18 protein-coding genes and 1 pseudogene are annotated in these 26,858 nt (G+C 40.4%); 15 read left to right on the top strand and 4 right to left on the bottom strand.

Going from position 1 to position 26,858, the window contains the following annotated elements; translation table 11 throughout:
- Positions 1-6: 6 nt before the first annotated feature.
- Both tssF and tssG read left to right on the top strand, forming a co-directional pair.
- Complete coding sequence (gene tssF, locus IHV80_RS21755) at positions 7-1,755, top strand: type VI secretion system baseplate subunit TssF (RefSeq protein ID WP_192890938.1); 1,749 nt, start codon at positions 7-9, stop codon at positions 1,753-1,755.
- A complete protein-coding gene (tssG, locus tag IHV80_RS21750) occupies positions 1,752-2,750 on the top strand; it encodes a type VI secretion system baseplate subunit TssG (RefSeq protein ID WP_192892194.1) in 999 nt (332 codons plus the stop codon). Before tssF ends, tssG begins: the two co-directional genes overlap by 4 nt.
- Positions 2,751-2,779: 29 nt before the next feature.
- On the opposite strand, the gene IHV80_RS21745 is transcribed toward tssG, so the two are convergent.
- From IHV80_RS21745 to IHV80_RS21735, 3 genes are all read right to left on the bottom strand, one after another.
- The gene (locus IHV80_RS21745) at positions 2,780-3,232 is read right to left on the bottom strand and encodes an Lrp/AsnC family transcriptional regulator (RefSeq protein ID WP_017062578.1); all 453 of its coding nucleotides are present in this window, start codon (positions 3,230-3,232) and stop codon (positions 2,780-2,782) included.
- Positions 3,233-3,305: 73 nt separating this feature from the next.
- A complete protein-coding gene (gene tssM, locus IHV80_RS21740; protein WP_192890937.1) occupies positions 3,306-6,698 on the bottom strand; it encodes a type VI secretion system membrane subunit TssM in 3,393 nt (1,130 codons plus the stop codon).
- A gap of 53 nt (positions 6,699-6,751) precedes the next feature.
- On the bottom strand, positions 6,752-8,062 hold the full coding sequence (locus IHV80_RS21735; RefSeq protein WP_192890936.1) for a type VI secretion system ImpA family N-terminal domain-containing protein: 1,311 nt from the start codon (positions 8,060-8,062) through the stop codon (positions 6,752-6,754).
- 676 nt (positions 8,063-8,738) lie between these two features.
- Between IHV80_RS21735 and IHV80_RS21730 the strand changes: the two genes are divergently transcribed.
- The 8 genes from IHV80_RS21730 to IHV80_RS21695 all read left to right on the top strand — a co-directional run bounded on the left by IHV80_RS21730 (position 8,739) and on the right by IHV80_RS21695 (position 17,824).
- Positions 8,739-9,344, top strand: coding sequence for a hypothetical protein (locus IHV80_RS21730; protein ID WP_192890935.1), 606 nt, complete (start codon positions 8,739-8,741; stop codon positions 9,342-9,344).
- Between the two features lie 9 nt (positions 9,345-9,353).
- The gene (locus tag IHV80_RS21725) at positions 9,354-10,850 is read left to right on the top strand and encodes an FHA domain-containing protein (RefSeq protein ID WP_192890934.1); all 1,497 of its coding nucleotides are present in this window, start codon (positions 9,354-9,356) and stop codon (positions 10,848-10,850) included.
- Positions 10,843-11,343 (top strand): type VI secretion system lipoprotein TssJ, encoded by a 501-nt coding sequence (gene tssJ, locus IHV80_RS21720; protein ID WP_029222546.1) that lies wholly within the window; start codon positions 10,843-10,845, stop codon positions 11,341-11,343. The genes IHV80_RS21725 and tssJ overlap by 8 nt, the downstream gene beginning before the upstream one ends.
- Before the next feature lie 11 nt (positions 11,344-11,354).
- The gene (gene tssK / locus IHV80_RS21715) at positions 11,355-12,680 is read left to right on the top strand and encodes a type VI secretion system baseplate subunit TssK (protein ID WP_017064530.1); all 1,326 of its coding nucleotides are present in this window, start codon (positions 11,355-11,357) and stop codon (positions 12,678-12,680) included.
- Complete coding sequence (gene icmH, locus IHV80_RS21710) at positions 12,677-13,468, top strand: type IVB secretion system protein IcmH/DotU (protein ID WP_192890933.1); 792 nt, start codon at positions 12,677-12,679, stop codon at positions 13,466-13,468. Before tssK ends, icmH begins: the two co-directional genes overlap by 4 nt.
- Positions 13,469-13,615: 147 nt before the next feature.
- Positions 13,616-16,909, top strand: a complete 3,294-nt coding sequence (locus tag IHV80_RS21705; RefSeq protein WP_192890932.1) for a PAAR-like domain-containing protein — start codon at positions 13,616-13,618, stop codon at positions 16,907-16,909.
- A complete protein-coding gene (locus tag IHV80_RS21700; protein WP_192890931.1) occupies positions 16,910-17,467 on the top strand; it encodes an imm11 family protein in 558 nt (185 codons plus the stop codon). It begins immediately after the preceding gene.
- Positions 17,468-17,824, top strand: a complete 357-nt coding sequence (locus IHV80_RS21695; RefSeq protein ID WP_192890930.1) for a hypothetical protein — start codon at positions 17,468-17,470, stop codon at positions 17,822-17,824.
- A 175-nt stretch (positions 17,825-17,999) separates the two neighbouring features.
- On the opposite strand, the pseudogene IHV80_RS25440 reads toward IHV80_RS21695, so the two are convergent.
- Positions 18,000-18,474 (bottom strand): annotated as a pseudogene (locus IHV80_RS25440) (hypothetical protein).
- A 519-nt stretch (positions 18,475-18,993) separates the two neighbouring features.
- Between IHV80_RS25440 and IHV80_RS21690 the strand changes: the two are divergent.
- The 5 genes from IHV80_RS21690 to IHV80_RS21670 all read left to right on the top strand — a co-directional run bounded on the left by IHV80_RS21690 (position 18,994) and on the right by IHV80_RS21670 (position 26,832).
- A complete protein-coding gene (locus IHV80_RS21690) occupies positions 18,994-22,635 on the top strand; it encodes an ATP-binding protein (protein WP_192890929.1) in 3,642 nt (1,213 codons plus the stop codon).
- Positions 22,625-23,791 (top strand): EAL domain-containing response regulator, encoded by a 1,167-nt coding sequence (locus IHV80_RS21685; protein ID WP_192890928.1) that lies wholly within the window; start codon positions 22,625-22,627, stop codon positions 23,789-23,791. Before IHV80_RS21690 ends, IHV80_RS21685 begins: the two co-directional genes overlap by 11 nt.
- Positions 23,788-24,375 (top strand): response regulator transcription factor, encoded by a 588-nt coding sequence (locus tag IHV80_RS21680; RefSeq protein WP_192890927.1) that lies wholly within the window; start codon positions 23,788-23,790, stop codon positions 24,373-24,375. The genes IHV80_RS21685 and IHV80_RS21680 overlap by 4 nt, the downstream gene beginning before the upstream one ends.
- The gene (locus tag IHV80_RS21675) at positions 24,372-25,757 is read left to right on the top strand and encodes a GGDEF domain-containing protein (protein ID WP_192890926.1); all 1,386 of its coding nucleotides are present in this window, start codon (positions 24,372-24,374) and stop codon (positions 25,755-25,757) included. The genes IHV80_RS21680 and IHV80_RS21675 overlap by 4 nt, the downstream gene beginning before the upstream one ends.
- A 181-nt stretch (positions 25,758-25,938) precedes the next feature.
- A complete protein-coding gene (locus IHV80_RS21670) occupies positions 25,939-26,832 on the top strand; it encodes a LysR family transcriptional regulator (RefSeq protein ID WP_192890925.1) in 894 nt (297 codons plus the stop codon).
- Positions 26,833-26,858: the final 26 nt, after the last annotated feature.

The raw sequence follows: 26,858 nt of genomic DNA, 5'->3' as shown, positions 1-26,858 counted from the left end.
TGCCCCTTGAGTAACAGTAAATACTTTCAAGATGAACTCACATATCTACGAGAATCCGGCAGCGAATTTGCCAAGTACAATCCAAAACTAACCAACTTTTTATCTGAAGGAACATTCGATCCTGATGTAGAGCGTCTTCTTGAAGGTTTTGCGTTTCTTACTGGCCGTATTAGAGAAAAGATTGATGACGAACTCCCTGAGCTCACTCAGTCATTAATGACGCTGTTGTGGCCACATTACATGCGCTCGATTCCTTCGTTGTGCATTAGCGAACTAACGCCACACTCGGGAAGTGTCACTGAAAAAACAGTGGTGAAGCGTGGGGCTGAGATGGCTAGTGAACAAGTGGAAGGTACGCAATGTTTATTCAGAACATGCTATGACGTGGAGCTGTTCCCGTTAAAAATAACAAGCATTGAGCAAAGCAACAGTCGAACAAGCTCATCTGTTGATGTGACACTTGCCACTGAGCATGGGCTAGAGTTATCTCGTATCGGGTTAGATAAATTAAGGTTTCATTTACATGGTGAGATCCATATAACTAGAATCCTTTTCTTATGGATATTTAGATACTTAGACTACGTCGAGCTAGACGTCGGTGGTGGCTATAAACGTAAACTTGGACCTGAGTTTGTTAATCCGGTTGGGTACCAGGATGACGAAGCTATACTGCCATATAGCGACAACTCATTTGCAGGTTACCGTTTGTTGCAGGAATATTTTTCTTTGCCAGACAAATTTATGTTTTTCGATATTACCGGACTCGATTGGTTAAAAGGGATACCGCAAAGAAGTACCGTGAACCTTAAATTCCATTTTAAGAGAGCATTACCTGCCGAAGTTGTCCTGAAAGATAAGCACTTAAGGTTACATTGTACGCCAGCTGTGAACCTATTCGAAAAAGATGGTGATCCAATTCGGCTTGAACATCGCCGCAATGAGTATAAAGTTCGGCCACAGAGTGACAATCAGGACCACTACGAAGTTTATTCAATAAACCAAGTAGAAAGTTGGAGCAAAAATGAAAGGCGACGAAAACCCCTGATTGAATTTGAATCCTTTGAACACCAGATAAATCAAAGAGATAAACGTGATTTCTATAAGTCAAAAGTTTCAGAGCGAGTGAGTGGAAGAGGGCTTGAGCGTTATATCTCTTTTCATACTCACAATGGTGATATTGCAGATCTAGGGACTGAAACGGTTTTGATGAAGTTATTGTGCAGCAATGCAGATTTGTCTGAAAGGTTATCTGTAGGTGACATAATATATACCACTCATAAGTCTCCAACTTACGCCACGTTTAGTAACATTACTAAACCAACACAATCTGTAAGCCCACAAGTGAATGGGGAGCTCCAATGGCAACTGATTGCTAATATGTCATTGAATTATTTGTCGCTCTCTAATATTGATGTACTCAAGGTTTTACTGTCTACATATGATTTTCATTCTAGAGTAGATAGGCAAGCTCATAGGGCTTCATTACATAGGCTAGACGGCATTATCGCATCAGAAATGAAACCTATCGATAGAGTGTTTAGAGGAGTCTCCGTTCGTGGTAATCAATTTAAGCTTAAGATGAACTCTAGCTTCTTTGTCAATGAAGGGGACATGTTTTTGATGGCCAATGTATTGAATGAATTTATACGTTTATATTCAAGTGTTAATTCATTTACAGAGTTAGAAGTTTACGATGAACGCAGTGGCGAAAGCTACCAATGGGCGAGTTTAACTGGGCAACAAACGATCTTATGATTGATGAATTATCAGATAAAATAAACGAATTCAGTTTTTTTCAAGCCGTCTTGTTGTTAGAGAAACACTATCAGTTATTACCGGGCAGTGATTTTGTAGCGGTTGGTGAAAACAAGTATTTTCACCAAGAAAGAATTGCGTTTAGTGTTTCTCCAAACCTATGTTTCCCTAAAAGTGACATGGAATTCATCAGTCATATGGAAAGGTCTGGTGAGCACTATTCAAGAATCGAAACTAACTTTTTAGGATTACACGGTTCAAGCTCTCCTTTGCCTGCTAATTATACAGAAAAATTAGTAGGTAGAGATGATGATGATAATCCAGTCAGAGACTTCTTTGATTTCTTTCATAACAGATATACAAGCTTAATTTATCGTGTTTGGAAAAAGTATCGTTATCATGTCCAATATCAGAGTGGTGCAACGGATGATTTTTCTGGGCGTATGTTGCACTTGGCTGGGTTGTCTAATGTTATTCAGGAATCAGATACCATAGGACTTGATCGTGCAAAGATTTTGTCTTACGTAAATCAGTTATCTACCAGAACTCGCTCTCCGAAACTTATTTCTGGCATTGTTGCTCATTATTTTTCTTTACCTAGTGTTCGAATCGAGGAGTGGGTCTTTCGAAGAGTAAAAATTGCTGAATGCCAAAGAAATCAATTAAATAGAACGAATTGTATTTTGGGTTCGAACTTACATTTAGGCAAGAGTATCCCAGATCTAAACGGTAAGTTTAACCTCTGTATTGATAACATCGATTTCGAAACGTTCCGAAAGTTTTCCTATGGAGGAGAGTTCCATAAGACCTTAGTGGGCTTGATGCGCTTTATACTTCGCGATCCTATGTCTTGGGATTTAAAGTTAACTGTTGATTTAGCCTCAGTTCCGAAGAATCAACTCGGTCAGGGGGACGGGACGAATTTAGGGCAAACTTTTTGGTTGGGCCAAGCTGGTATAAAAGATGCGAAGATTAGGGTGATTGGAGGCATTTGAAAAAGCCGCTCATAAGAGCGGCTTTATTTCTAACGACTGATTGGTTGGTGTAGCACTACCGTTGTATTGAGAGAGCGAATGCCATTGAAAGACTCTATCTCGTTACATAAATGGTGTATTGATTGCAAGTCAGGTGCTTCAATCAAAGAAATAATGTCGTAGGTACCACCAACAATGCTTGTAAGTCTTACTTCAGGTAACTCTTTTAATGCATTGCTTACATCATTTTTCTTACCTTTTTCACAAGAAATTAGCAAATAACTTGCCGCCTTTCTCCCGTCATTTTCTACTCTAATTTGTGCCGTATACCCTTTGATAATACCAGTTTTTTCAAGCCTGTTGATGCGTTCAGCGACTGCTGTTCGCGACAAGCCGATGTTGCGAGAAAGATTCGCAATCGATTCTCGCCCATTTGAGAGAAGATTCGAAAGAATTTTACGATCTAGTTTGTCTAAGCCTTGTAAACTAATGTTGGACATCATGTGTTCTGCCTTTTCTGAATTATTATTGTATTTGTATTTGTATTTGTATTTGTATTTGTATTTGTATTTTTTGCTATATAGCTTCGGGTAGAGTGAAGTTATACAGCTCCGCTAACGTAAACGGGTTTTTCTGAGTCAAAGGAGTAATTCGTAAGCTCAGATCTCTGCCTGATACTTTGATATCACTCACGAAGCTGCCGTTATGGGTATTTGTTAACGTTGAGTCTCCAAATAACCGATAGATAGCCCATTGACCATTCTTGCTCAGTACGTGCTGTTTACCTTCGTCTGTTACGTCTTGAATCGTAATACTGATATTGAAATCTCCGTTTTGAGGAGGCCACTCAAGTTCACGAATTCTGCTTGGACCATGGTAATAGTTGATATTTGAGTCCGCTATTTTTAAGCTTGCTCTTATTGCACTCGAATCGAGATCAAGCACTTTCGCACTGAATGGAAGGTACAAGCGGTTTGTACTCTTGTTAATTAACGTATCTCTGATGACATTGTAATTTCTTAACTGAACAAGCAGCTCTGGCGAGAGTGGCATAATTTCGCCTTCTACTTGTTTTGGCATCCATAGATTTGTGTCGTAAAAAGGAGCGAAATTTTTATCGATAAATGCATCTAGCAATCCACCCGAAGCAAATAGTAGCTCAAAGTCTTCAATCGAAATTTCCTCAGTTGCACTTAGATCAAAAGGGTACCTTCCTAAACCTAACTCTTTGAACTTGGTGTAGATCTCACTATACCAAAGAGTCTGGATTCCTTTTGATGATTCAGAAATCATCACAGACCAGCTCTGGTTAACTACGTCTAAAAGCCAACTTCTGACGGGTTCAGGAGATTTTTGTGCTATCTGTTTTAAACGGATTAGAGGATCTGCCTCCGTACTACTCATTCGGTGTTGTGCTGCGGTTAACGCCGCCATTTGAGGATCTGGTGCGTCAGCTATATCCTTCATATACGTACGAACTCTGCTAAGTGCAGTTATCGTTTCATCCCATGGTGTAGGGGAGTTAGGGGTTTCGTTAATTTGTAATTGATTCAAAATGTGGAAAGCTTGTTCAACTCTTTTCATCAACAAGTAGTCAGGCTGAACAAGTTCTTCAACGAGTTCTGGTGCTGCATTTACGGCACCAGCAAGTTTAGGGTTAACCTGGGCCATTAATGCATTCTGTTGTCCAATCGGGGAAAACTGAGTGTTTGTATAAACTTGTTTTAGAACGGTTGTCATAGGTGAAGAGGGACCAGAGATCAAATCTATGGCATTGGTGATCTCTCCTATATTGTTGTAACGCTTTACTTTTAGTTCGCTTAAAGCATTTCGCCAATAACTGATGTAGTCATCCGTATATTTTTTTCGTACTTGCTTCTTGAACGTCTCTTGTTCTTTGTCTGTTGGGATTACGTGGTTTGATAAACCTAAAACCCAGTTGTCAGTGATGACTTGTTGCGACATTAAATCAACGCGAGGGCGGTAAAAAGTACTGAAACCTGTTGATGTATAGACTTTATCTATTTCTAATCGTTGAGGATCCAAGTTATCGTTGAAGACATTATTAAAGTCGAAACCCACTGCTCTTTGTAAATTCAGGGTGCCCAAATCAATGTCGCCTGCTTGCTGTAATAAGCTGGCGTAAACTAGATCGACGTTTGAACTAGAGAGCAGTGATCGCCTTGTCGCACGCACCATATTCATGTTGATCGGTACGGGTTCAAAATTTGTTCGGAAATACGCGTCTAAATACTTCATGACCGTTGTAATCGTTTCTGGTTGATCATTGAGTTTTTGCAGTGTTGACATTGTTTGTTGACGAAGAAATTTTATCTCGCGTTTTGTCGGATCATTCAACATTAAGTAACCTTTTAGTAAAGGCAGTGCATTATTAACGTTGTCTTGGTTCTGTGTTAGTTGTAAACGATAACCTTGCTCAATGACGGGCATTAAGTGGTTTCTAATTTGCATTATGAGGGCTTTATAAGCGATTTTTGTACTTTCATCGAGACGACTTACATTCATGTTCACAAGTTCATTATCTAACGCTTGTGAGCCACTAAGCCATGCTTGATAAGATGGTTGCACAGTTCGGATAGCGCTTAAAAGAGAGTTTTCAAAAGATGCGTTTTTTGGAGATGACGATTGTGAATCATCAATACCAATAAGTTGACTAATGACTCTTAAATTGTCATCTAAAGTCGTCGAAAATAGATAAGCACCACTACTAAGCAAAATTATTGAAGCGGCAACAGCTAGGCGACTTTGCCTTTGAATCATCCTGAGGTAAGTTTTGTTTTCGCCTGCGAAGTCAGATTCGGGTAGGATCTGAGAATCCATTAAGAAACGTGTGAAATAGGGCGTTTCAGTTAACTGAGTATGTTCCGACGCGATGATCGGCAAGTTAAAGTAGTTACTGCAACTTTTCGCTAATAGGTTGTATTTTCTACCACCTTGGATATTCGATATAAAAAATACTTCACGGATATCAAGAGAGTAAGATCCAGTATTGAGTTCTGAAAGCCTCTCTATTACAGAAGCAATTTCAGATTGGCACAATTCAAATTGTTTAGGGAATGCCAATATAGCCTGCTTCTCGTTGACGTCGTTAGAGTGAGACGATGAATCTAAAGCATTACTCTCCATTACTTTTACTAAATTGCGGAAGCTGTCATGGTAGTACTCAACAAATACGCCTTTCGCTTCCTTCAATGGAATGGAGAGAAACTCAACCGATGTCTTTAGGGAACTAAAATGAATGAATTCTTTGAACCCTTCTAACTTGTCGAGCTTAGACATCATTAAATACAGAGGGATCGCTGAAGAAGTTTTTTCACTTACTGATTCTAGTCGATGGTTAAGCGCGGTTAATGTGTAATCAATTTGCTCGGTCTCAGAGACAATTAGAAATTCAAAATCGATGAAAAACAAGCAACCAGAAAATGGTTTTCTAGGTTTATGCTTAATGACTTCGTCTACAAATGCATCCCATAAAGCGCTGTCGTTACTTGACACCTCTTGAAACAACAAACGTTGATCTGGTTTGATATAAACTGCAGAATCAGACTCATACCATTCAAAAAAGTCATTCTTTGCAGTACGGGTTTGGTCCATTGGCTTAATAGCGCTGGAATTAAGTAAAAACTGAGTTCGACCCGCATACTTATTACCAATCATCAAATAGATAGGCTTTTTATTCGATTTTGTCAAAAGAGGGCGGATTACCATAGCCAGCGCTTCCTCTTCTGTTTCAAGTTTAAGCGCTCTGTTATTGTTTTTTTTCTTAAGCCATAAAGTGATCTGGAACAACGAATAAAAAAGTGTTACCGCACCTAATGCGATCCACAGGTAAAACTTGTCTGTTATATCTAGCCAGAGGATATAAATAGCTGCGATTGTAGCCGCAAGAAAAAGGAATATGACTGTCGATATAACAACAGGGTTCCTCATTAATTTGTGTTTTAACATAAGCCTATTTCGTTTTCGTTGTTTTAAGTGTGTTGTGTGAGCTGGTTTTAATGCTACGGTTGCATTGTTTTAAGCTCAGATTCCAAGGTTTTTATTTTGTGCAAATAAACGTTGAGTATCCGAAGAGATTTCTGAAGTTCTTTTTGTTGTTTTTCTTTCTCTGCATACTCAATGCGACCGATCAAAGGGAAAAGGGAGTTACTGTATTCGTAAGCTCGCGTTGTTTTTTGACTTTCGCTTCCTCTTATTACATTTGCAAATACAGTTCTTGCATCAGAGAAGCGTCGGTGAAGTTGTATGTAATCTGAATCTAATTTTGTTTGCTGACTGGTGAATTCTTGACGTAAACGTAAAACTGACGATGAATCTGGGTAGAGTTTGGTTAGGTCAATGGTCAATTGGTCGAGGGCATCAATCTCATACACTTTTACAGGGTTAGTCACCCAATCTTTCATTAGGTTGTCTAATTGGTTTACGACATTAGGTCTCACATCGTCTGAAATTGAAGCATATTCATATTTTAACGAGTGTGCTATTTCACTTAACTGAGGAATGTTTGATGTAACTACTTTTCTAGTAAGTACTTTCAATTGGTACTGTTCATAAAGGAAATGAGAGGACAGTGCCAGTACCAGAAACCCAGCTAATAAATAGATCACTAAATAGTTCGACGTTGATTTTTCGTCTATTTTGGGAGCATTAGTTGGCTTACTGTTAGATACATCAATTTTAATTGCGGCTGATTGAGTAACAGGGACTACCTTTCTATTCTCTTGTGATGCGGGTCTTGTTTGACTCGAAGCTTCACGGAGCTTCGCTTCGTTTTCTTTATGCTCATCAGCCCATTGTTTTAAGATTCTGCGAACTCCACCTAGTGAAGGAGCTTTTATTCCATAATGGAGCCTAAGTTCCTCTTCTATTCTCAAACATAAACGGTGGCAAGTTTCGATCAACAAAATGTCGTCAGAGCTAGTTTTAATGTTCTTAATCCGTTTTTCAGTGTGTTCAACCATCCAATCAATCGCACCGATCCTTGCGTTTGATTTGCTTACTTCAGGATATGCGGTGAACCAATAAACGACACACAAATCCAAGATTGAGCTAAGCCCCTCGGCTAAACCTTTTAAACCATCATTATGCGTTGCTGCGACGGTAAAGTAGCAGCTACATCGAAAGTCTTTGCTATTTTTGGAGAGTATTTCCTTAGACAAAGACTGAACTTTTCTCCAAGAAACTCTACCTGTAACCTTATTTAGGTTATTAATTTGACGTTTTATCTCAGTGAAATCATCTAACGCGTTTGGGTTAGTTCCGCTAGGTTTTTCTTCATCAATAGGTCGCCTTGTGAAATCCGAGGAAAACATAATTTTGATATCCAACTGTATATATAATGAAATCGAAAAGTAGGATTAACTAATAAAGCCAGTCTTACCTTATTTATATTTTTATATTTTTATATTTTTAGGGATTCTATAGTCAAAATGAATAATTTGAATGTTAAAAGATTTGAAAAGCTCTTAAATTAAATAGTATGTGACGTTATTCACAAAAAATCAAAATCAAGTGTTTTTTATGTTGGTTTTTATAAAACTTCAGTGATTGATGTCACATTTACAACGTTACTCTTACAAAATGTTATGCATATTACTATTGATGTGCATGGTTATTTGTTGGTCAATAATCGATACGGTCAATCATTCCTGAATGGTATTAAGTGATATTTAATTGGCAGATTATTTTTAGGTAATCTTTATGGCATGGGTGAAGGGTAAATACATAGGCATTCTTAAAATTTCAATTTATTGAATGCTAATTTTTCTGTGTTATTTAACATCTGCTGTGATCTAATTATTGATAGTTTTGATTTTATAATTGTATTTAACCGGTGAATGTGCGTAATGCATTTTCTTGTAGATATATCGTTTTTTTTACTAGTTATAATGCCGTAATTAGCGGGTGCCACCGTCTCCTTGTTGTAAAAGACATAATACTTGCTATCTTGCGCATCTACTTAATATATGGATGAACTCAGAGGGAAGCATGCGAAACCTAAGTCAAATCGGTCTAATATCAACCATGTGCCTTTTTTCGTCTATCGCGATCGCGAAGGGTGAAAGATATGGTGGTTCAGTAAATATGCTGAGCATAGACACTATAGAATATGAAGAAGGACCGAGTGGACAAGTTGATGCTCTGCGTTATGGGTTCGTCCATACACGTCCAATTGATGAAAGTAACAATCGATGGCGTTGGTGGTTAGGTTTTAATTATTTAGCAGAAGATGATATCGAAGCTCCCAAGAACGGTGTGTATAACGAGGTAACTAATTACGAATTCCGTATTGTCCCTCAGTACGCATTAGGTAGTTGGTCAATATTTACACCTTACATAGGTGCAGGTTTGTCTTTAGGTTACTCGCAATACTCTAATCGTTGGAAAGTTGATGACCAAGGTTTTAGGTATGGCGAACAACTTGAAGATATCGACCAATTTGAAGCTGGTGCTGTTGTTACGCTAGGGAGTGTGATCAAATTAGGAAGCAATCCAGACGCCCACTTACAAATTATTCCCCAAGCCTCATACATCTTACCTTTTTATAATGAAGGGTTAGGTGGCGTTGAGTTTAGTGTTTCTCTCCTGTTCTAAAGGCTATTCATGCGAATTAATCAATTGGTTCTGGTGATCTCAAAGTGCCCGGAAGAATACGTTGGAGCTAAGAGTATAGAAATGCCTGAAGAGGGAGGTTCTATTGGTCGTGAAGCCGGGTGTACTGTTTCATTGACTGATCATAATCGCTTTATATCAGGTACACATTGCTTGCTAAGCGTATATGGAGATACCTATTACATCAGCGATGTCAGTACCAATGGAACGTTGGTCAATGGGAATAAGATCTTGAAGAATCAACCTGTCTCTTTGTGTGACGGTGATAGAGTCTCCCTGGGTCAATACGAAGTAGGTATTTCTCTTGAGTTGGTGACGACTTCATATGACATAGCTTCTGAAATAGCACCAGAAAGAGATTCGACCGACCCTTTGATGAATTTGGAAGAATCCGTTGTTGAAGAAGAAACAGAAGTTGGCACGCTCGAAGATCTCTTTATGGAAACGAAACCTGATGGAGTAGATACTCATGATCCCGTCGAGCACTTAAAATTCTCAATGCAAAGAGATGACGATTACCTTGTTAGAGATGAGAGTAACGAAAAAAGTCTTATGAAGGCATCAATAGAACCTCAAAGGCAAGTTGTTGATGACAGTTTAAGTATCCATTCTGAGTTTGACGTCCCTAGCCTGATTCCTGAAGATTGGATGGGGATGGAAGAAGAGCAACAAGGCGCCTTGAGTGCTCAAGAGATCGTCGAAGATCGAGCTAAAATGCCGAACCGTTTAAAACCCGAAAGCATTGACGGTTCAGACCTTAAGTCAGATACGTTTACCGGGAGTGTCGATGGTTCCAAGCGTAAACCAACAGAAGTACCGCCTGTCACTATCCTTCAAAATCCCTCAAATATACAAAGCCATAAATGGGAAGAGGTGACACAAGAATTTGTCTCTCATATCGAACCACAAGAGCAGCCTGTTGAGAACGAGAGCAGGCCTCAGAGCAATGCTGCATTGAGTGAATCTTCTTACGAATGCGAGAATGTAACACATGCATTTTTTGAAGGACTTGGTGTTGATCTCGAACCCGATACAAAACATGACGCTCTATTTTTTAAACAAATGGGCGCTTGTTTACGATTGTGTATCGATAATTTGTATAAAAATTTACAGAATGTTGAAGAGCTTACTGACGAAAGTTCGTTTGCCCACACTGATCTTAGCCTAACTACATTGATGTTAACGCTAAACAGTCAAAATTTATTGGCTCCAAATGAGCTGATAGAACAGATACTGGATGAGCTTAGTGAGCACGATATCTTATATTCGAAAGCCGTTAACGATTTGGTGTTCGAGCAACTAAAAGCAAATGATCCTCAGCAGTTTGCAAACACTTTAAGCCAAGAGACGCGCTTCCTTAGTAAGTCAAAGTTGTGGCAAAAGTACAGTGAACATTATGAGCAGAGTACTAGACAATTCAATGAGTCGACTTTTAAAGCGTTGATGAAAGACAGATACAATAAGGTTGCAAAAGCTGATCATGCGTAAACTTATAATCCCCATTACCTTGTTCCTATTATCAGGTTGCTCTATGTGGGAGCAATTTAAAGAATCATCTGGAATTACGCCAGAAACATCTTCAATTGAATTGGTAATAGAAGCTTCAGAACTTCTTAATGTTCGAGAACAGGGACAATCTTCGCCGGTCATTCTGAGAGTTCATGAGCTCACGTCACCAGTTTTATTCCGTAGTTTAGATTTCTTTGCGTTATTCGAGAATGATAAAGCGTCTTTGGGAGACGAGTATATCAAGCGATATGAATATCAGTTGCAGCCGGGCGACGAGCTACATGAAATTTTAGAGTTAGACCCGACTACGCGAGCATTAGGATTTTCTGTGGCATTCAGAGATATTGATGGCTCGTCTTGGCGGAAGGTTGAAGTGATCGAAGAAAAAAGTGAGTACTTCCTCAGATTAAAAGTTGAGGGTAGCGAATTATCTTCGAACAATACTCGTGGTATTGAACAGACGTATTTTTAAGGAACTGACGAATGTCTTTATATAACCCAGTTGTTTGGCAAGATGGTATGTTCATGAAGCCTCAACATTTCCAACAACTAGACCGGTCTCAAAGCAAGTTATCTAATATGCTTAGCTCTAACAGCTCTCCTTTACATTGGGGGGTGAAAAAAATTGAGATTAATACCGAGCTATTGGCATTAGGCAAAATCGGAATCACACGAGCAGAAGGTATATTACAAGACCGCACGCCATTTGATTTGCCGCTTCTGGCTGAGCTTCCAGAAGTTAGAGATGTTGACCCATCTATAGCAGATAAAGTGGTGTACTTGTGTTGCCCACTACCATCAGAACGTTCCGAACTCTTTGGCGGCAATGGTGACGGTGCTCGCTATAACATGGAAACCCAAGAAGCGGTAGATGCATGTTATGAATCAGAAGACATGGCAAGTATTGTGGTGGGTAAGCTCAACTTTTTCTTAATGTACGATCATGAAGATAAGAGTGCATATACATCCATTCCCATTTTAAAAATTTCGGAAGTGAAGCCAGACGGAAGCATCATTTTGGATGAGAACTATATCCCGACGTGCATTGATATTCACGCTTCTACCGTTTTGAGCAAGTTCGCGACTGAATTCGCGTCAATGCTTAAACACAGAGCCGAATCGATTGTTCAGCGCTTAGGCGTGGTTGACCAACAGGGCGTGTCATCTGTTGCTGATTTTATGTTGTTACAAGCCTTGAATCGTTATGAACCGTTGTTCTGGCATTTTGCAAGTGTAGAAGGTGTTCACCCAGAGTCGTTTTACCGAATCCTGTTACAAGCTGAAGGTGAATTATCTACATTGTGTTCTGCATCTCGTAGACCACAGGAGTTCACCAAATATAACCACAGCCAACTTACTGATTGTTTATCTCGTACGCTTGATAGCGCGAAAATGACACTAAGTGTGATGTCAGAACAACGTGCAATACCTTTAACATTGAGAGAGCAAAGCTACGGAATTCGAACTGCAGCAATTCCAGACAGTAAAATTGTCGAATCTACGACGTTTATTCTTGCTGTTAAAGCAGACGTACCACTTGATATTTTACATACACAGTTTGTAAGCCAAACCAAGATTGGTTCGATCGATAATATTCGCGATTTGATCAACTTACAATTGCCGGGTATTGAAATGAAACCAATGCCAGTGGTACCTAGAGCGTTGCCTTATCATGCTGGTTATACCTATTTTGAGCTCGATAAAGCGAGTGATGAATGGAATGCATTGAATAACACCGCAGCAATCGCTGTCCATATTGCTGGCGACTTCGCGAACTTATCACTACAGCTTTGGGCTGTACGTCTATGAGTTACGCCGAAAACGATGTCACCGTAGTACTATTTCAACCAGAACCAGGCAAACCAATGGAGGTTATGCCTGCACCTGATTTATCTAGAAATATTGCGGTAAGAGACCTAAACGTGGAGAGCATGGGTGTTAACCCATTGGTTGATCAGTTCACCTGGTTAATCGCTAGCCTCTCATGCATGTCTTCGATCCCTTGGCTAGACGATCCGGGCCCTTTTAGAGAACAAGTTGCACGAGAAATTCGCAAAGGCGAACGAAAGCTCAATGAAATGGAGTTGGATCGGGCATCAATACTGGTTATACGCTATTGCTTATGTGCTGCAATAGATGAATCTGTATGTCGGCAAGAGTGGGGAGCCAACAGCCATTGGAGTACCAATAGCTTATTGTCGGAGTTCCATAACGAGACATCTGGCGGCGATAAGTTTTTTACTATTTTAGAGCGCTTGAAAGCTGATCCACGAAAATATAGACACGTTATCGAATTCCTTTATTTATTGCTTCAACTTGGGTTCAAAGGCAAGTACGGTCGAGAAGAGCGTGGTAACGAAAAGCTTTCAGAGATAGGAAATACTATCTATCGCTTAGTCCGAGACGAACGTTTAGCTGAACAGGAAAAAGTAACGTTAGTTAACTTAAAGGCGAAGTACTTAAAAAAACCGCTCAAACGGGTTATTTCCCCTAAGTTAATTCTTGGCGTCAGTACTGTCATCTTTGGCGTTATGTATGCCGCGACTTACTTGGTTATTGACCTAAAATTTCAGCAGCTTCTGGATGTGTATCAGTAGCATCAGATTAATTGTGAGATCTTCTGTCCGTTTTTAAAAATAGAATCGAAGTAACAGTCTCATCCTTCATTTTCACTACGTACTTAGAGAGATTGCAGCAAGCAATCTCTCTTATCATACATCTATTGGAATTTAATTGGATTTACTATGGGCGTAACAGTTTGTGCTAATGGACTCAGCGTAGTTCATCAAGGCTCAGGAGGAGAAGCGAACGCAACACTTCCTGATGTTTGTTTAACAACAGTCGGCAAACCTGTTGTTCCTATCCCTTATGGTAATAATGCAAAGTCCGCCGATTTGGCGGGAGGCACCACGACCGTTTCTATGGATGGTGGTAACAGCATTGCTATCAAAGGAAGTAAATTCAGTGCCAGTACTGGCGATGCTGGTGGTGATAAAAAGGGCGTAGCTTCTGGCACTATTGAAGCCGAGGCCGAATTCATATCAGCTTCTCCTACCGTTAAGTTCGAAGGTGTCGGTGTATGCCGCCTTTCTGACCAGATGACTATGAACAAAGCCAACACCATGTGTCTTGGCGGCGCGCAAAACCCTTCGGTTTCTGTAACAGAAGACCAAGAAGGGACGTATACGCTAGATATTGAGTGTCGCTATCCTGATGGTGAACCTCTTGCGAATGCGAAGTTTAAGGTTTTTGACGGGAATAATGCTGAAATCGGTAGTGGAGTACTTGATTCCAATGGTCGCTGTAGTGTGTCCTCTTTACCACCCAGCGAGTGTCATGTCGTTTATGAGGAAGATTCAAGACAATACGAAGCTAAAGCATCCCGTGGCGTAAACAGACATAAATATGAATGGAGTGATGACGAGCTTTTTGCCCACTGTACAAAAGGAAAACTCCCTTTCTGGGAGCCTCGAAGTGTCGATAGCGTCCGCAGTACGTGGGGTGTTTTTGACGAAAGTTTAGGTTCAGACAAAGACTTTATCTCGTTGCTAGAAACGGAAGTGAGAGCGCACTTCGAGTATGAGCTAACGGAGAAAGAAGCTAATGATATATCGCAAAACATCGCGCTATTTTTTGGCAAAAACGTTGATAATTCTGCGGTATCAAATGAATTGATAGCCCAAGTAGCACCAGTAATTGATAAAAATGGTATAACGCTTAACTTACTACATTCAATACATGAAGATGAATCTCACAACAATATACTGGCTCTGCTAAGACAGCAAGGTTATGGCGATTCAGAGAAATATTTAAAAGAATTAAACTGGGGTGACTGGAGAAAGCTAATATCTGGACAACTTGATGCCATACTGAGCAAAGTAGCTCAACGATTAGATACTTTGTCAAAATACGCTTCGATGAAAGGGTATCAGGTAGCTTACGAGACGTTGCAGGTTCAGGCAAGATGCGTCAATGAAGTAAAAGCAAAACTACCTGATATCACCGCTTCAGGTATGGCGAGGCTACAAGAGAAAAGCACAAAACTGATTTCTAGCGGTGCAAAACCAAAAGTCGTAAATAACTTTTCTAATGGACAAACGACTCAGTCCGAGAAAGTGTCAGATGTTGTACACGCAGAAAGAACACTGCCAGTACCTTTTGCATTGGAGTTGTGTTACGACGACAAAGAAAAAACACCAGTATCGAATGTACCTTATAAACTCACTTACAGTAGTGGTGAGGTATTCGAAGGCCTACTTAATGGTAAAGGGGTCGCAAGTGTTTATGGGGTTCCTCAGCACGAAGTGCCGAAAATTGAGTTCGGTGATCCAGATAAAGCAGCCAAAGCCGAAGCGGATCGTCCGGCACAGTTAGACGTGCTAAAAGAGGAAGTTCAAAAGTATGCCGATTATCTTGTAAAAGAAACCATTGCTTACAATGCTACCCAACCAAGCCCTCAGAAAGAGTTACTTGAAGAGCTAAAGGCGCAAACTGAAGAAGAATTAAACGAACTTCGAGCGAGAAAAGCCGAGTTAGACAGTGCGTCGACGACAGAATACCTTTGGGAAATGGCTAAGTCATCAATCGAAGGGGTGGGAGATGGTGTAACAAACTACGTGCCTGACTTTGGCGAGATTGGCGATTACCTAGATGCGCTAGATATTGACCTTAGCGTATTAATTTATGCCATTACCACCGGTGATATCGATGAACTAGAAGAAGCATTAAAGCGGGTTGATCGAGGAGCTCTGTACTTACAAGAAGCGACTGAGGCGATGGAGCGGCTACTTCTTATCATTTCTGATCAGGAGATTAGAGAATATCTGCTAACTATTCCTCAGCTATATCTGGACGCATTACCTACAGATGAAGCAGTGAAATATAGCCTATCCCTAGCGACTCAAAAGGGTATTGATGGAGCTATAGTAGTTGGCGGGACTGCTGCCGGTACTGCCGCTGGCGGTGTCGGTGGCCCCGCAATGGCTGTCTTATTGACAGGTGCAACGACAGCGAGATCGTCAGGGAAAGTCATTGAGCGTTTAGTACAAGTTCTGAATGATGTGGTTGCAGGTAAGAAGCACTCGAAAAATAACCATAAAGAGAAGCCTAAAGACGATGAGACTAAACTGGAGCGTGGGAAATGTTCACTGTGTGGAAAGCCTATTCGCCCTAAAGACAAAAAGCGTGGTAAGAAGAAAGGCAAGAAGACCGCCGATGAGGGCGACGAGTACTGTGGCGCAGAGAAAGGCTATCAGGGAGAACTTTACGAAAAAGGCCACCCTAGCTATGGGTATACAAAAAGAGGTGGAAATTTTAAAAATGCCACTTATGAAGACAAACAGCATAATCCGTGGAAATTCTTAGGGTATGGCAGTCAATATAAGCACCCGTGGTACAGGCTGATCTATGACAAACAGAATGGTTCCTATACTCGACCACGTCATATTAAAGGAACTAAGGCATATGGAAAGGACGCACCAAGCGGTGTTCTTGCTGCGCATCATCTTATTACAGTCAATGAAATGAAGCAAAACCACTTCCTTTTTGAGTTCTTACCTCAAGTTGGATATGATCTTAATGAAAAGCATAATATTACTGTACTGCCTATGCTTCCAGAACTTGGCTGTGATTTAGGTGTCCAGATTCACAATAGTAACCACCCTGACCCATATACACAATCTGTGAAAGCTAGCCTGAAGAAGCTTGAAGCCATAATTAAAGCAGGCAAAGCGTGTAAGGGTGATCAGAATACGCTGCATAAATTAGTTGAAGAAATATCTAAAGATATTATCGAGTTGATGAATATGAATATAGGCGGCAAACGGCCGATGCGAGGAATTATTTCAAGGCCAGAAATATGGGGAGATGACTATCTTTCTGGTAACAAAGGATGTCGTAACCAACTTAAAGAATCAGAAAAATTGATTACGCATGGGGCGTGTATTCATAGGTTAAACGGAACAAGCCATGATTTACGTGATATAAGCGGTAATGTTGCACCTTTGCCAAGAGTTAATAAAACGCAGATAGGTAAATAAATGAACTATTATCATATGGAATGGAAGTTTATAGAAGATGAGGCGTCATTTTCTACAGAAGAGGTTAGGTATCGTGTTCATGATATCTACAACCCTAATATTAAGGCTTACACTACTCCTATAAAGGTAAGTGTTGATGAAGTTTACGAGCAGCGTCAAATGTCTGATATGTTGAAAGCGATTGACTTTTTGCCTCATAAAAAAGTGGTTCAACAACTGTTATCGCAACAAATTAGCGGCATTCAGTTACTTCCGGCAGAGGTGGACGTAGATGATACTATTTACAATGATTACTGGTTTATGAATGTCTTTGCTCGTTATCCTGTTTTGAACATCAATGAATCCGGAGCTAAAAGATTCGATGATGACTATGATGCCTACACTAGCTTAGTTCAAACAGTTTTGGATAAAGACAAACTGAGTAAAGTTAATGTTATGCATGACATCTTTCGTTGTTCTGAGTGCCCTGACCATATCATTGCTAATGAAAGAGTAAAGAAATTGTTTGAATCCAATGGCTTTACCGGCGTTGCTTTTAATGAAGTGAAGGTGGTGTAAATGAACTGGAAAAAACAAACATACTTAGGGTCCGAGCTTTTCTCACATAATGTAAAAGTAGATAGCTTACTTAAAACTCCAGACCTTCTTTTCGACTTTACAATATACCCAGGGCTATATGTAAGTGATGATTTGAACCTAGATGAAGTATTTGAGTCACACCACGCAATGGTGAGTGTCTCATCAAAAGAAAATTATGGGTATGAATTCATTCAAGCTGTTCCGAAAGGGCAGTCATCAGATAGCACTTCTCACATAACATATGATGAAAGTGGGTTGTATTTATCTGAAGCTCTAGTTAATGCATTAATTAGCTGTAAACCAATAACAGTGATGCATAGACAGTTAAACTTGTGATCTCTTTTATTCAGGTAAGTCAAATACAATAAGCGCCGAAAGGCGCTTTTTCATTTAGTACTAGGGCTAATTTGTAAATAAATCGAAAGCAACACATCCCTGATGTTTGTTTAACAACAGTCGGTAAACCTGTTGTTTTTATCCGTTATGGTAGCAACCAGTAGCAGCGAGCACCCTAACACTTAGGAATAACCCCCATCTTCTCGCCGAATGCGAGGGTTAGGTACATGAAGATTTCATCATCATCGACTTCCGCTGATTTGCCGGATACCAAGCTACCCGTCTGTGGTAACTCACGATTTAAATAAGCTTCTAGTGCTTAGTTGTTGGTGTAATTTCGGTTAACGAGAAGGTGATCTTTGAGTCGACCCGCCCTTGAACTTGTATGTTACTGGTGACGCTGGTTTGAAAAGGCGCAGCAGTGCTAGATTTTGGTTCGAACGTGGTAATTAACCGCGCACTCTCAGACTCGGGGCCACCAATGATGAGTTGAATGCTGATGTTTAGTGAGCGTTCGCCATAATCAACAGTCGTGTGACTGCTCAAAACCTAGTAAATGGTTTAGTTTGTGTGTAGTTAAGTTGGAATAATAGATAACCAAACGCGACACAGGTAGCCCAAATATCGAGCACTTTATTTTCCGAATACATACGCTTGGCTTGTGATATCAGTTTATTATGTTTTAGAGGCCTTATATTGTAATTATTCCTATTTAGGGTAACGATTATCGTTAGACACCTCGACTAAAAATGGTTAAATAAATGGTTCTATTTGTATTATTTTTAAATATATCAGTTAGATGTTCTTTTGTAGTTTGACTTTTTTCTTTACATCTAGATTATTATGCTTGTTTTTTACACGTCGTTATAACAAAGCAACATCAATTTTCGTGTGATGTATCGTTGTTGATAATGTTTAGACCTTCATAAAGTTATATAATTACATATATTTTATTGATGAGTTTATTGCCCAAGTTTAATTGTGTTGTCCCACATCAAATCCTCAAATATTAGTTCGTAGCCTTTGGCGGAAAAGGTTGTACGAATTTTCTGACATGCGTTTATTAAGTTTTAAATAACAGTAACTTATTGTCATAAGTGGTTTGTTGCATAATTTGACAAATTAGATGTCAAGTTTAGGATGTCCGACCTATTTTGTAGGGAAGTTACATGTTGAACTATAGAAATACAATCGTATTTATTGCCATTACTTTGGTGTGCTTTGTCATTCCAGAGACTACTGTAGCATCTGAAGAAAGAGACGATAAAATCGTTGTTGGCGTGCTCGCAAATAACAATCATGATCAAAGTGGTAAGTTTGAGGCTATTTATGGTATCAGCTTAGATTACCTATCAAATATAAGTCATTTCCTAAATCTAAAATTAGAAATTAAGCATTACGGAAATATCCCTGAATTGCTTGATGATGTCGAAACGAACAAAATAGATGGCGCATTAGGGTTCAGTAAAACAGCTGAAAGAGAAAAGAAGTTCTCATTCTCAGAACCAATCTTCTCGACGACTCTGGCCGTTTGGTACCGAGACGTGTATCTGAAGAATCAAAGGCAAGAACAACTTACATGGGCGTGCATAGACAAAAGTGTCTATTGCCAACTTGTAGAGAAACGTGGCGCTCAGAAAATCTACAGAGCTAAGTCTCGTGATGATGCATTCGACGCTGTATTACAGGGCAAAGCTGATGCACTGGTCACTACTTATGTTTCAATTAACGAATACCTCGATCATAAAGATGTGATGAGAGGGGCTGTTGACGTGCCAGTTTGGTTGCCTGAAGAGAAAATCCGCTTTATTTCGAGTAAAGATAACTCAGAACTCATTAAAGGCATCGATTCAATCCTTTTGTGGGAAGTTGAAGGGCGTGGTATTCGCTCAGTGGCCTCAAAGAACCCTTATCATGTTAGCGACAAGCTTATCTCTCAATATAAAGCACATCAAAACGGTAAAGATGTGATCACCTATAGTTCGAATGGTGAGGCGTATCCGTTTCTGTTTGAAAACGAAAAACAACAACTTGACGGCATGCTGGTGGAATATCTAGCGCTGGTTTCTGCTCGAACAGGGCTAGGTTTTGATTATGTCGTACCTGAGTTAAACCTAGAATCCAGTTACACCTCTTATAACGCAGATATTGTTCCTGTGGTATATCGCGATAGGAACAAAACCAAGGCTGCACAATGGCTAATCACCAAACCATTTATGCGTGCTAGTTTTACCAAAGTGACACACAACGAAGCCAACAATACGCTGCAGACAGATAAGAAAGGCATTCTTCTTAGTGTCAGCAAACAAGGGATCATTAATGTCGGTGAGCGTGAAGACCGAAACCTTACACGTTATCGAGATATGAAAAAGATACTTGATGATTTGAGAAGTGGTGAAATATCAGCCGCGTATGTACCGCATGATATTACTTACTCAATGATTCTAAATGACTCGTCTGAAGGGCTCACATTTGATCAAGATGAAGGCATCTCTTATTCAATTGCCTTTGCTGTGTCTAAGAAAAATGTCGAGTTAAAGAATGTACTGAACAGCATCATTGATACGGTGAGTGTTGAAGAGATAGAAAAGCTGCGCCGTAATTATCGTAAATTCGATTTGGTTTACGGTTACGACAGTAGCAATGTGAATAAGTTTGCCGCTTTGGTGTCGGTCGTGTTTGTGACTCTTTCATACCTTGGCTATCTACTTTTGGTGAATCTGCGTTACAAAGTCAGGCTTGCCGAGTTGAACGCAGGGAATGAAGAGAAAGAGAAGATTTGGCTCTCGGAGATCATTCAAGAGATCAACAATATCGTTTTTATTCATAACGATAAGAACGAGATATTGTTGAGCAATTGTCCGAAATTCCAATCGAACGAATGTCAGGTTTGTACTATGAAATCTCAAGCAACTGGAGCTTCGTTAGTCGGAAATCAAATTGAGATCAAAACCATTCTTGACGGTGATAGCCTTAACGATATCCATTTAGCAAAAGATTGCCGTTTGGATATCTCCCATGTTCACCGAGAAAGTAAAACAATTGCTTCGTCGAGCAGCGACAAGCGTTTTATTCTGACTTCTCTGCTTGATATTTCTGCGCAGAAGAAGCGTGAGAACGCACTAATCAAGGCTGAGAAAGAGGCCAAACTAGCGGTTGAAGCAAGAGAGAGCCTACTGACAACCATGAGTCACGAGCTACGCACCCCTTTATCTGCCGTGCATGGATTGCTCGACATCATCAAGATCAATACGGGTAACGACAAAGACAGTCATTTGGTCGACCAAGCCATTCGTTCTCTCGACCACTTAAATAAGCTGGTCGATGGTGTACTTGATTTGTCGAAGATCGAATCGGGTGTGTTGTCTGTTAAGGCCGAAAAAGTCGAACTGCTGCCCCTTCTTTGTGACGTTTTCAGAACCTTTGAACCGATTTCGAAAAGTAAGAACCTACAGTACAGCGTCGAGATTCACCCCTTTGCTTTTCGTTGGGTGATGGTTGATGGCATTCGTGTTTCTCAAATACTTACGAATTTGCTATCGAATGCCGTGAAGTTCACCTCTGAAGGCGAGATCAGTGTTGTGGTTGCTGCTGTCGATGATCAGTTAATTGTCGAGTTGACGGACACGGGCATAGGGATGACACCTATACAGCAACAACAAGTACTGAAACCCTTCGTGCAAGCTGATGACACCATTACCAGACAGTTCGGCGGCACGGGGCTAGGGCTCAGCATTGTTGACCAACTCCTGCAATGCATGGGTGGTGAGCTTCATATTGAGTCTGAACTGAGTCGCGGCACCACGATTAACGTTTCTATTCCGTTTGTCCTAAACGACAACGGAGGCAGTGCAGATTACGAGATTAGAGATCTGACTTACTCACGCGACCTACCAGATAATTTAAGAGGTTGGTGCCACGAGTGGAGGTTGACTGAATCCGAAAATACGCCTGATCTGAGCATCACACGAAGCTCTGAATCTAACCATGTTGATATGACCTTTCGCCGAGGTGTGAATGACCTGGTCACAATTGAACATGAACAACTGAAATACCCAGACAGTTTGTTGAATTTGATAGTGAAATCAGATGAGCACGCCATCAATGTACCAACCCCGAAAGCGGTCAGAGAATGGAAACATGGCGATGTACTCATCGCAGAAGATAACCCAATCAATCAAAGTGTCATGACGCTACAAATGAATGAGATCGGCATCAAACCTGTGTTTGTGGATAACGGTCTTCAAGCGTGGGAATACATTAACCAGAACTCAATTAAATTGTTGCTTACAGATTTCCACATGCCTGAAATGGATGGCTATGAGCTCGCTAGCAAGATTAAGAGCTGTGACCAGTTTAAAGATATTGTCGTGATTGGTATCACCGCGGAAGACACACGAGTTGCTCGTGATAAGACCAAAGATATCGCGATCGATGACATTCTTTACAAGCCATACAGTGTTTCCAAGTTGCTGGACATTCTCGAGAAACATGCAACGCCTTTGAGCCGCTCGCCAAGTTGGCTAGAGCGATTCGACAAAGATGATGCGATTGCGGTTGCTAATGTGTTCATCAATACCATGAGCGAAGACGTGGCGAATATTGACATCAATTCGCCAACCATCAACCGAACGCTTCATCGAATAAAAGGGGCGTTAAACGCAGTCGGTGCGAATGAAATTGCCGCGTTGTCTCAAGACGTTGAGTGCTGTGAACTAAAAGCGAATAAAGAAAAATTAGGGAAGCTGGTTAGGGCCATTGAGTCAGAAATTGAATTTACAAAAGCGTGGTTAAAAGCCAATGAATACTAATCTCGAAATCATGATTGTTGATGACCATCCCATTCATTTGATCTTATTAAAGCAATTGCTAATCAAGCTAGGTAGCAAGGTTACCGTTTTTGACAATGCATTAGACGCTTGTGAGAGCGTGGCTGAAAAGAAGTACGACATCATCTTTTGTGATATCCAGATGCCGGTGCATGACGGGATAGACATGATGTTTATGCTGGACGAGGCCAATTACCAAGGTAACGTGGTGTTAATTAGCTCTGTGGAACTAACGGTGATCTCAGCTATTCGCGCGATGTGTGAAGGTTTCCCTTTCGATGTGTTGGATATCATTGAAAAGCCATATACCCAGAAATCGATTGAAGATGTATTGGCGATGAGACTCAAATCGACCACTAAACCTTACCCTGAAAGAAAGAAAATTGAGGTGACTGATGAAGAGTTTTTGGTTGCTTTGGCAAAAGGACAAATACAAAACTACTACCAGCCGAAAGTGGATTTTGTCACGGAACATTTGTCGGGTTATGAAGCACTCGCTCGATGGGTTCACCCAGAATATGGCGTGCTAACCCCTGATGTGTTCTTGCCAATTGTGACTCGATGTCAGTTGTCTGCAGAATTGTTTGATACCGTTTTAAATAATGCGTTAGATGACATTAAAATTCGAAACCTAGATAAGAAAATCGCCATCAATGTTGATCAGTTCAATTTAGAAGATAGCGACTTTGCACAAACGTTTATCGCTCGATGTTTAGAGAGAGATGTGAGTCCTTCGGCTTTCATTATTGAGATCACCGAGCGTGACACTTACCGAAATAGCGTGTCTTTGTATAAAAACCTCACCAAGCTCAGAGTGAATGACGTAACGGTATCAATTGATGATTTTGGTACAGGTAACTCTACATTGGAAAAGTTGGCTCAATTGCCGTTCAATGAAATGAAGATTGACCGTTCATTTGTCTTTGAAATTAAAGATGATCAAAAGAAGAAAAATATCGTTTTATCGATATGTGGCTTAGCGAAAAACCTAGGTATCAAGCTTGTTGCTGAAGGGGTGGAAGACCATGAAACTTGGTCTTTATTAAAGGATTACGGTGTTGAGGTTTGTCAGGGATATTTCGTTTCGAAGCCATTGCCGTTAGAACTTGTCAAAAACATAGAAATAGAGATCAAATGAACTGTTTAATCTTCGACGACCATCCTTTGGTTTGTGTGGCGATCAAATCCCTCATCGAATCTTCCCCGCACATTGCTCAAGTCAACGTTGCTTCAGAATTGAAAGCTGCCAATGAGTTTATTCGAAAGTCGAATATCGACTTACTGATCCTTGATGTGAATTTGAATGACTGTGACGGCTTCGATTTCTATCGCCGAATTAAAGCACATGGCTTTAGAGGAAGAGTGGTGTTCTATTCTGCAGAAACCAGCGCTTATTACAGCGAAATGGCATTTAAAGTGGGGGCTAATGGGTATGTATGTAAGTCCGAGCATTACGACGTTCTCAAAGACGCGATAGAGGCCATCGTGAAAGGTTACTCATTTTTTAAAGAGATTAACGACCCGAAAAAGGCCAAACAACCCCTTAAGCTCTCTGCTCGTGAAGCGACCGTTGCGAAACTGTTGTTAAAGGGAATGACGAATAAAGACGCGGCTGAACGGCTCTCTATCAGCGAGAAAACCATCAGTACTTACAAAAGAAGGATGCTTACCAAGTACAGCGTTGACAGTATTGTTGAGTTGTCGAGAGTAATTGAATTATGACTGCTAAACGAATCATCAAACTAATGCCCAAATTTAAAGTAGCGACGATTTCGCTGACCTTTTCTTCACTGTCCTTTTTATTGTTTATCGTAAGCTTCGGTACGGTGGCAATCAACAATGATATTAAAGAGTTTGATTTGAGTACGTTGCAGTTAGATAGGCATAAAGACAACTTGGTTCTGTTGGGCTTGTTTACAGAATCCCAGATCAATCAAACGTCAGGCGAGGGAAGTCATGACTTTGATAGCGTTGATGAGGTTAACTTTGTTGATAGCATTTATCCTCTAGGGGACCCTGAATTAAACAAAGCAGAAATCGCAGTTAGACATTTAATGCATCAAATTTCTTTGTATAAAAACCTAGGTGGTATCGACGATAATTTTGTCTATTTCTATCGTTCGTATTCTGGTTCAAAGTACATATTCCCGAATAAATTTGAGAACTTCACACCCTCTGGATCGCATCTGTCAGGAGATATATGCCTTGGAAGTGAGGTGTGTTCAATTACCGCTAAAGAATATCAATTGGCGGATAGGGTGATCATATCGGCACCTCATGTTGGGCTGATCAGCCAAAATGAAATTATTTCGATTGTTACCCCAGTTTATGATGAAGGCAACATCATTGGTGACTATGTATTGAACGTCAATATTGAACTGTATGTAAGCGACGGTTTAGATGTGGGTTATGAGACTAAAAATGACGTCAATAACTTAATAGTGACGTACCCGGGTTACCCATATTCCTATCTGAATTACAGTAAGACGACCGTTGCCGATAATCGAACTACCTATACGTATCGATACCCTTATTCGAAGTTACTGGTTGATTATTGTTGGGTGTTTGTCGTGATGTTCTTAGCGAGTCTTAATTATCTGTTTTATGTGAATAAAGCCAAGATTACCAAAGACGAATTGGTGGATGCGAAACACACGGCGCTCAAAGATGAGTTAACTGGCTTGTACAATCGACGAATCTATAATGAGCCGTCATTCGACCAAGCTGTACAGGGTAAGGCTTGTTCGATTATCGCTATCGATGGCGACAGGATTAAGAAGATCAACGATAACCTCGGCCACAGCTGGGGCGATGAAGTGATTCAACACATAGCCCAATCAATGAAAGACGTTTTCCGCCGAGATGACTTCTTGGTCAGAGTTGGTGGCGATGAGTTTATCGTTATTATGCCGAACTGCAGTTTTGAAAACGCTAAGAAAGCGTCAGAAATTTTGAAAAAACAAGTGACTGAATCTAAAGTAGCTTCATTGGGTTTTGATGTGTCGGTGAGTGTTGGCGTCGCATTTAAGGGAGCGAGTGAGTCGCTGGAAAGTGTGCTCCATAAAGCTGATGAGAAACTCTATGAGCAAAAGGCACAGCGTTGATTTAACGATTGTTCATCAAACGGAGCGGTTCTATGCGGCGATATGTTAGATGAAAGTCATATCTAGCGGCTGGTGGAAAGGATAACGTCAGCAATGGCTCGTTTTCTTGTATTGACTAAACTTAAATATTAACGTGTATACGTTTGCTAAGTTTATGAAATGACAATGAAGGGTTATTGCTGTGAATAAAGATTTAGATCTAAATCTTCTACGTATCTTGGTGTTGTTGGATAAACATCAACAACTGAAACCAGTAGCTAAGATTCTAGGCAAGAGCGAGGCTTCGATCAGTAAGTACCTTGCTCGCCTTAGAGAGCAACTTGGCGATGAGTTGTTTATTCGACATGCTCACCACTTTGAGAGCACGGACTTTCTCAAAAAGCAGCTCCCAGCCATTCAAACAGGGTTAGACAACCTTGAATCTTGCATGGGAGCAAGCGCCTTTGATCCTTTAACTTACGATAGAACTATCACCATATCGATGCCTCAAGTTGCCCAATACTTCCTAGGTGAAGCTATATTAGCTGACCTTTTCGAGTTGTTGCCCAATGCTTCCATCAACATCGCGAGTCCAAGCGACAAGCCTATCGAAAGTATCTTAGATGGTAATGTTGATGTGTATATGCACCACTTCAATGAAGACTGTCCAAAGAGTATCTATCAACAACCGATTGGCTCACTGCCTGTCGGTTTTGTTCTTCCTGAAGAGATAGAGATTGATACCCTAGAAGAAGCCTTATCATTGCCTTTTATTTTGTTGGAACTTAAAGGTTGGAAAGGCTCGAAACAAGTTGTACGAATGATCCTAGAAAAGAAAGGATTCGAGATTGATTCGAAAGTGACTGTAGGGGATATTGGCCTGTTACTTGGATTATTAAAGCGCCGCAACAGCGCTACGATAATGATGAACTTTGGGCGACCGATTGATGGTTTCAAATTCATTGAAGTGCCAGAGTCTTTCTATTCAGCTGGCCGTCCTAAAATAGCGGCATACATCAAACAAACGCATCGTCACAATGCACTCCATCAACTGATTATCGGTGTGGTGGAGAAGAACTTAAATCTAGCTAAATAGCCTATATTCGAGTAAGACAACACTCA

Origin of the sequence: Vibrio bathopelagicus (genome assembly GCF_014879975.1) — a bacterium.
GTDB classification, from domain to species: domain Bacteria; phylum Pseudomonadota; class Gammaproteobacteria; order Enterobacterales; family Vibrionaceae; genus Vibrio; species Vibrio bathopelagicus.
The sequence above is the reverse complement of the archived record's forward strand: the minus strand, read 5'-3'. Positions and strand labels throughout refer to the sequence as shown.

Coding starts and splice junctions, on each gene's coding strand:
- IHV80_RS21685 (WP_192890928.1), top strand. CDS start 22,625: ATGAATACTAATCTCGAAATCATGATTGTTGATGACCATCCCATTCAT.
- icmH (WP_192890933.1), top strand. CDS start 12,677: ATGAGTTACGCCGAAAACGATGTCACCGTAGTACTATTTCAACCAGAA.
- tssJ (WP_029222546.1), top strand. CDS start 10,843: ATGCGTAAACTTATAATCCCCATTACCTTGTTCCTATTATCAGGTTGC.
- IHV80_RS21705 (WP_192890932.1), top strand. CDS start 13,616: ATGGGCGTAACAGTTTGTGCTAATGGACTCAGCGTAGTTCATCAAGGC.
- tssK (WP_017064530.1), top strand. CDS start 11,355: ATGTCTTTATATAACCCAGTTGTTTGGCAAGATGGTATGTTCATGAAG.
- IHV80_RS21725 (WP_192890934.1), top strand. CDS start 9,354: ATGCGAATTAATCAATTGGTTCTGGTGATCTCAAAGTGCCCGGAAGAA.
- IHV80_RS21675 (WP_192890926.1), top strand. CDS start 24,372: ATGACTGCTAAACGAATCATCAAACTAATGCCCAAATTTAAAGTAGCG.
- IHV80_RS21730 (WP_192890935.1), top strand. CDS start 8,739: ATGCGAAACCTAAGTCAAATCGGTCTAATATCAACCATGTGCCTTTTT.
- IHV80_RS21680 (WP_192890927.1), top strand. CDS start 23,788: ATGAACTGTTTAATCTTCGACGACCATCCTTTGGTTTGTGTGGCGATC.
- IHV80_RS21745 (WP_017062578.1), bottom strand. CDS start 3,232: ATGATGTCCAACATTAGTTTACAAGGCTTAGACAAACTAGATCGTAAA.
- IHV80_RS21690 (WP_192890929.1), top strand. CDS start 18,994: ATGTTGAACTATAGAAATACAATCGTATTTATTGCCATTACTTTGGTG.
- tssG (WP_192892194.1), top strand. CDS start 1,752: ATGATTGATGAATTATCAGATAAAATAAACGAATTCAGTTTTTTTCAA.
- IHV80_RS21700 (WP_192890931.1), top strand. CDS start 16,910: ATGAACTATTATCATATGGAATGGAAGTTTATAGAAGATGAGGCGTCA.
- IHV80_RS21735 (WP_192890936.1), bottom strand. CDS start 8,062: ATGTTTTCCTCGGATTTCACAAGGCGACCTATTGATGAAGAAAAACCT.
- tssM (WP_192890937.1), bottom strand. CDS start 6,698: ATGTTAAAACACAAATTAATGAGGAACCCTGTTGTTATATCGACAGTC.
- IHV80_RS21695 (WP_192890930.1), top strand. CDS start 17,468: ATGAACTGGAAAAAACAAACATACTTAGGGTCCGAGCTTTTCTCACAT.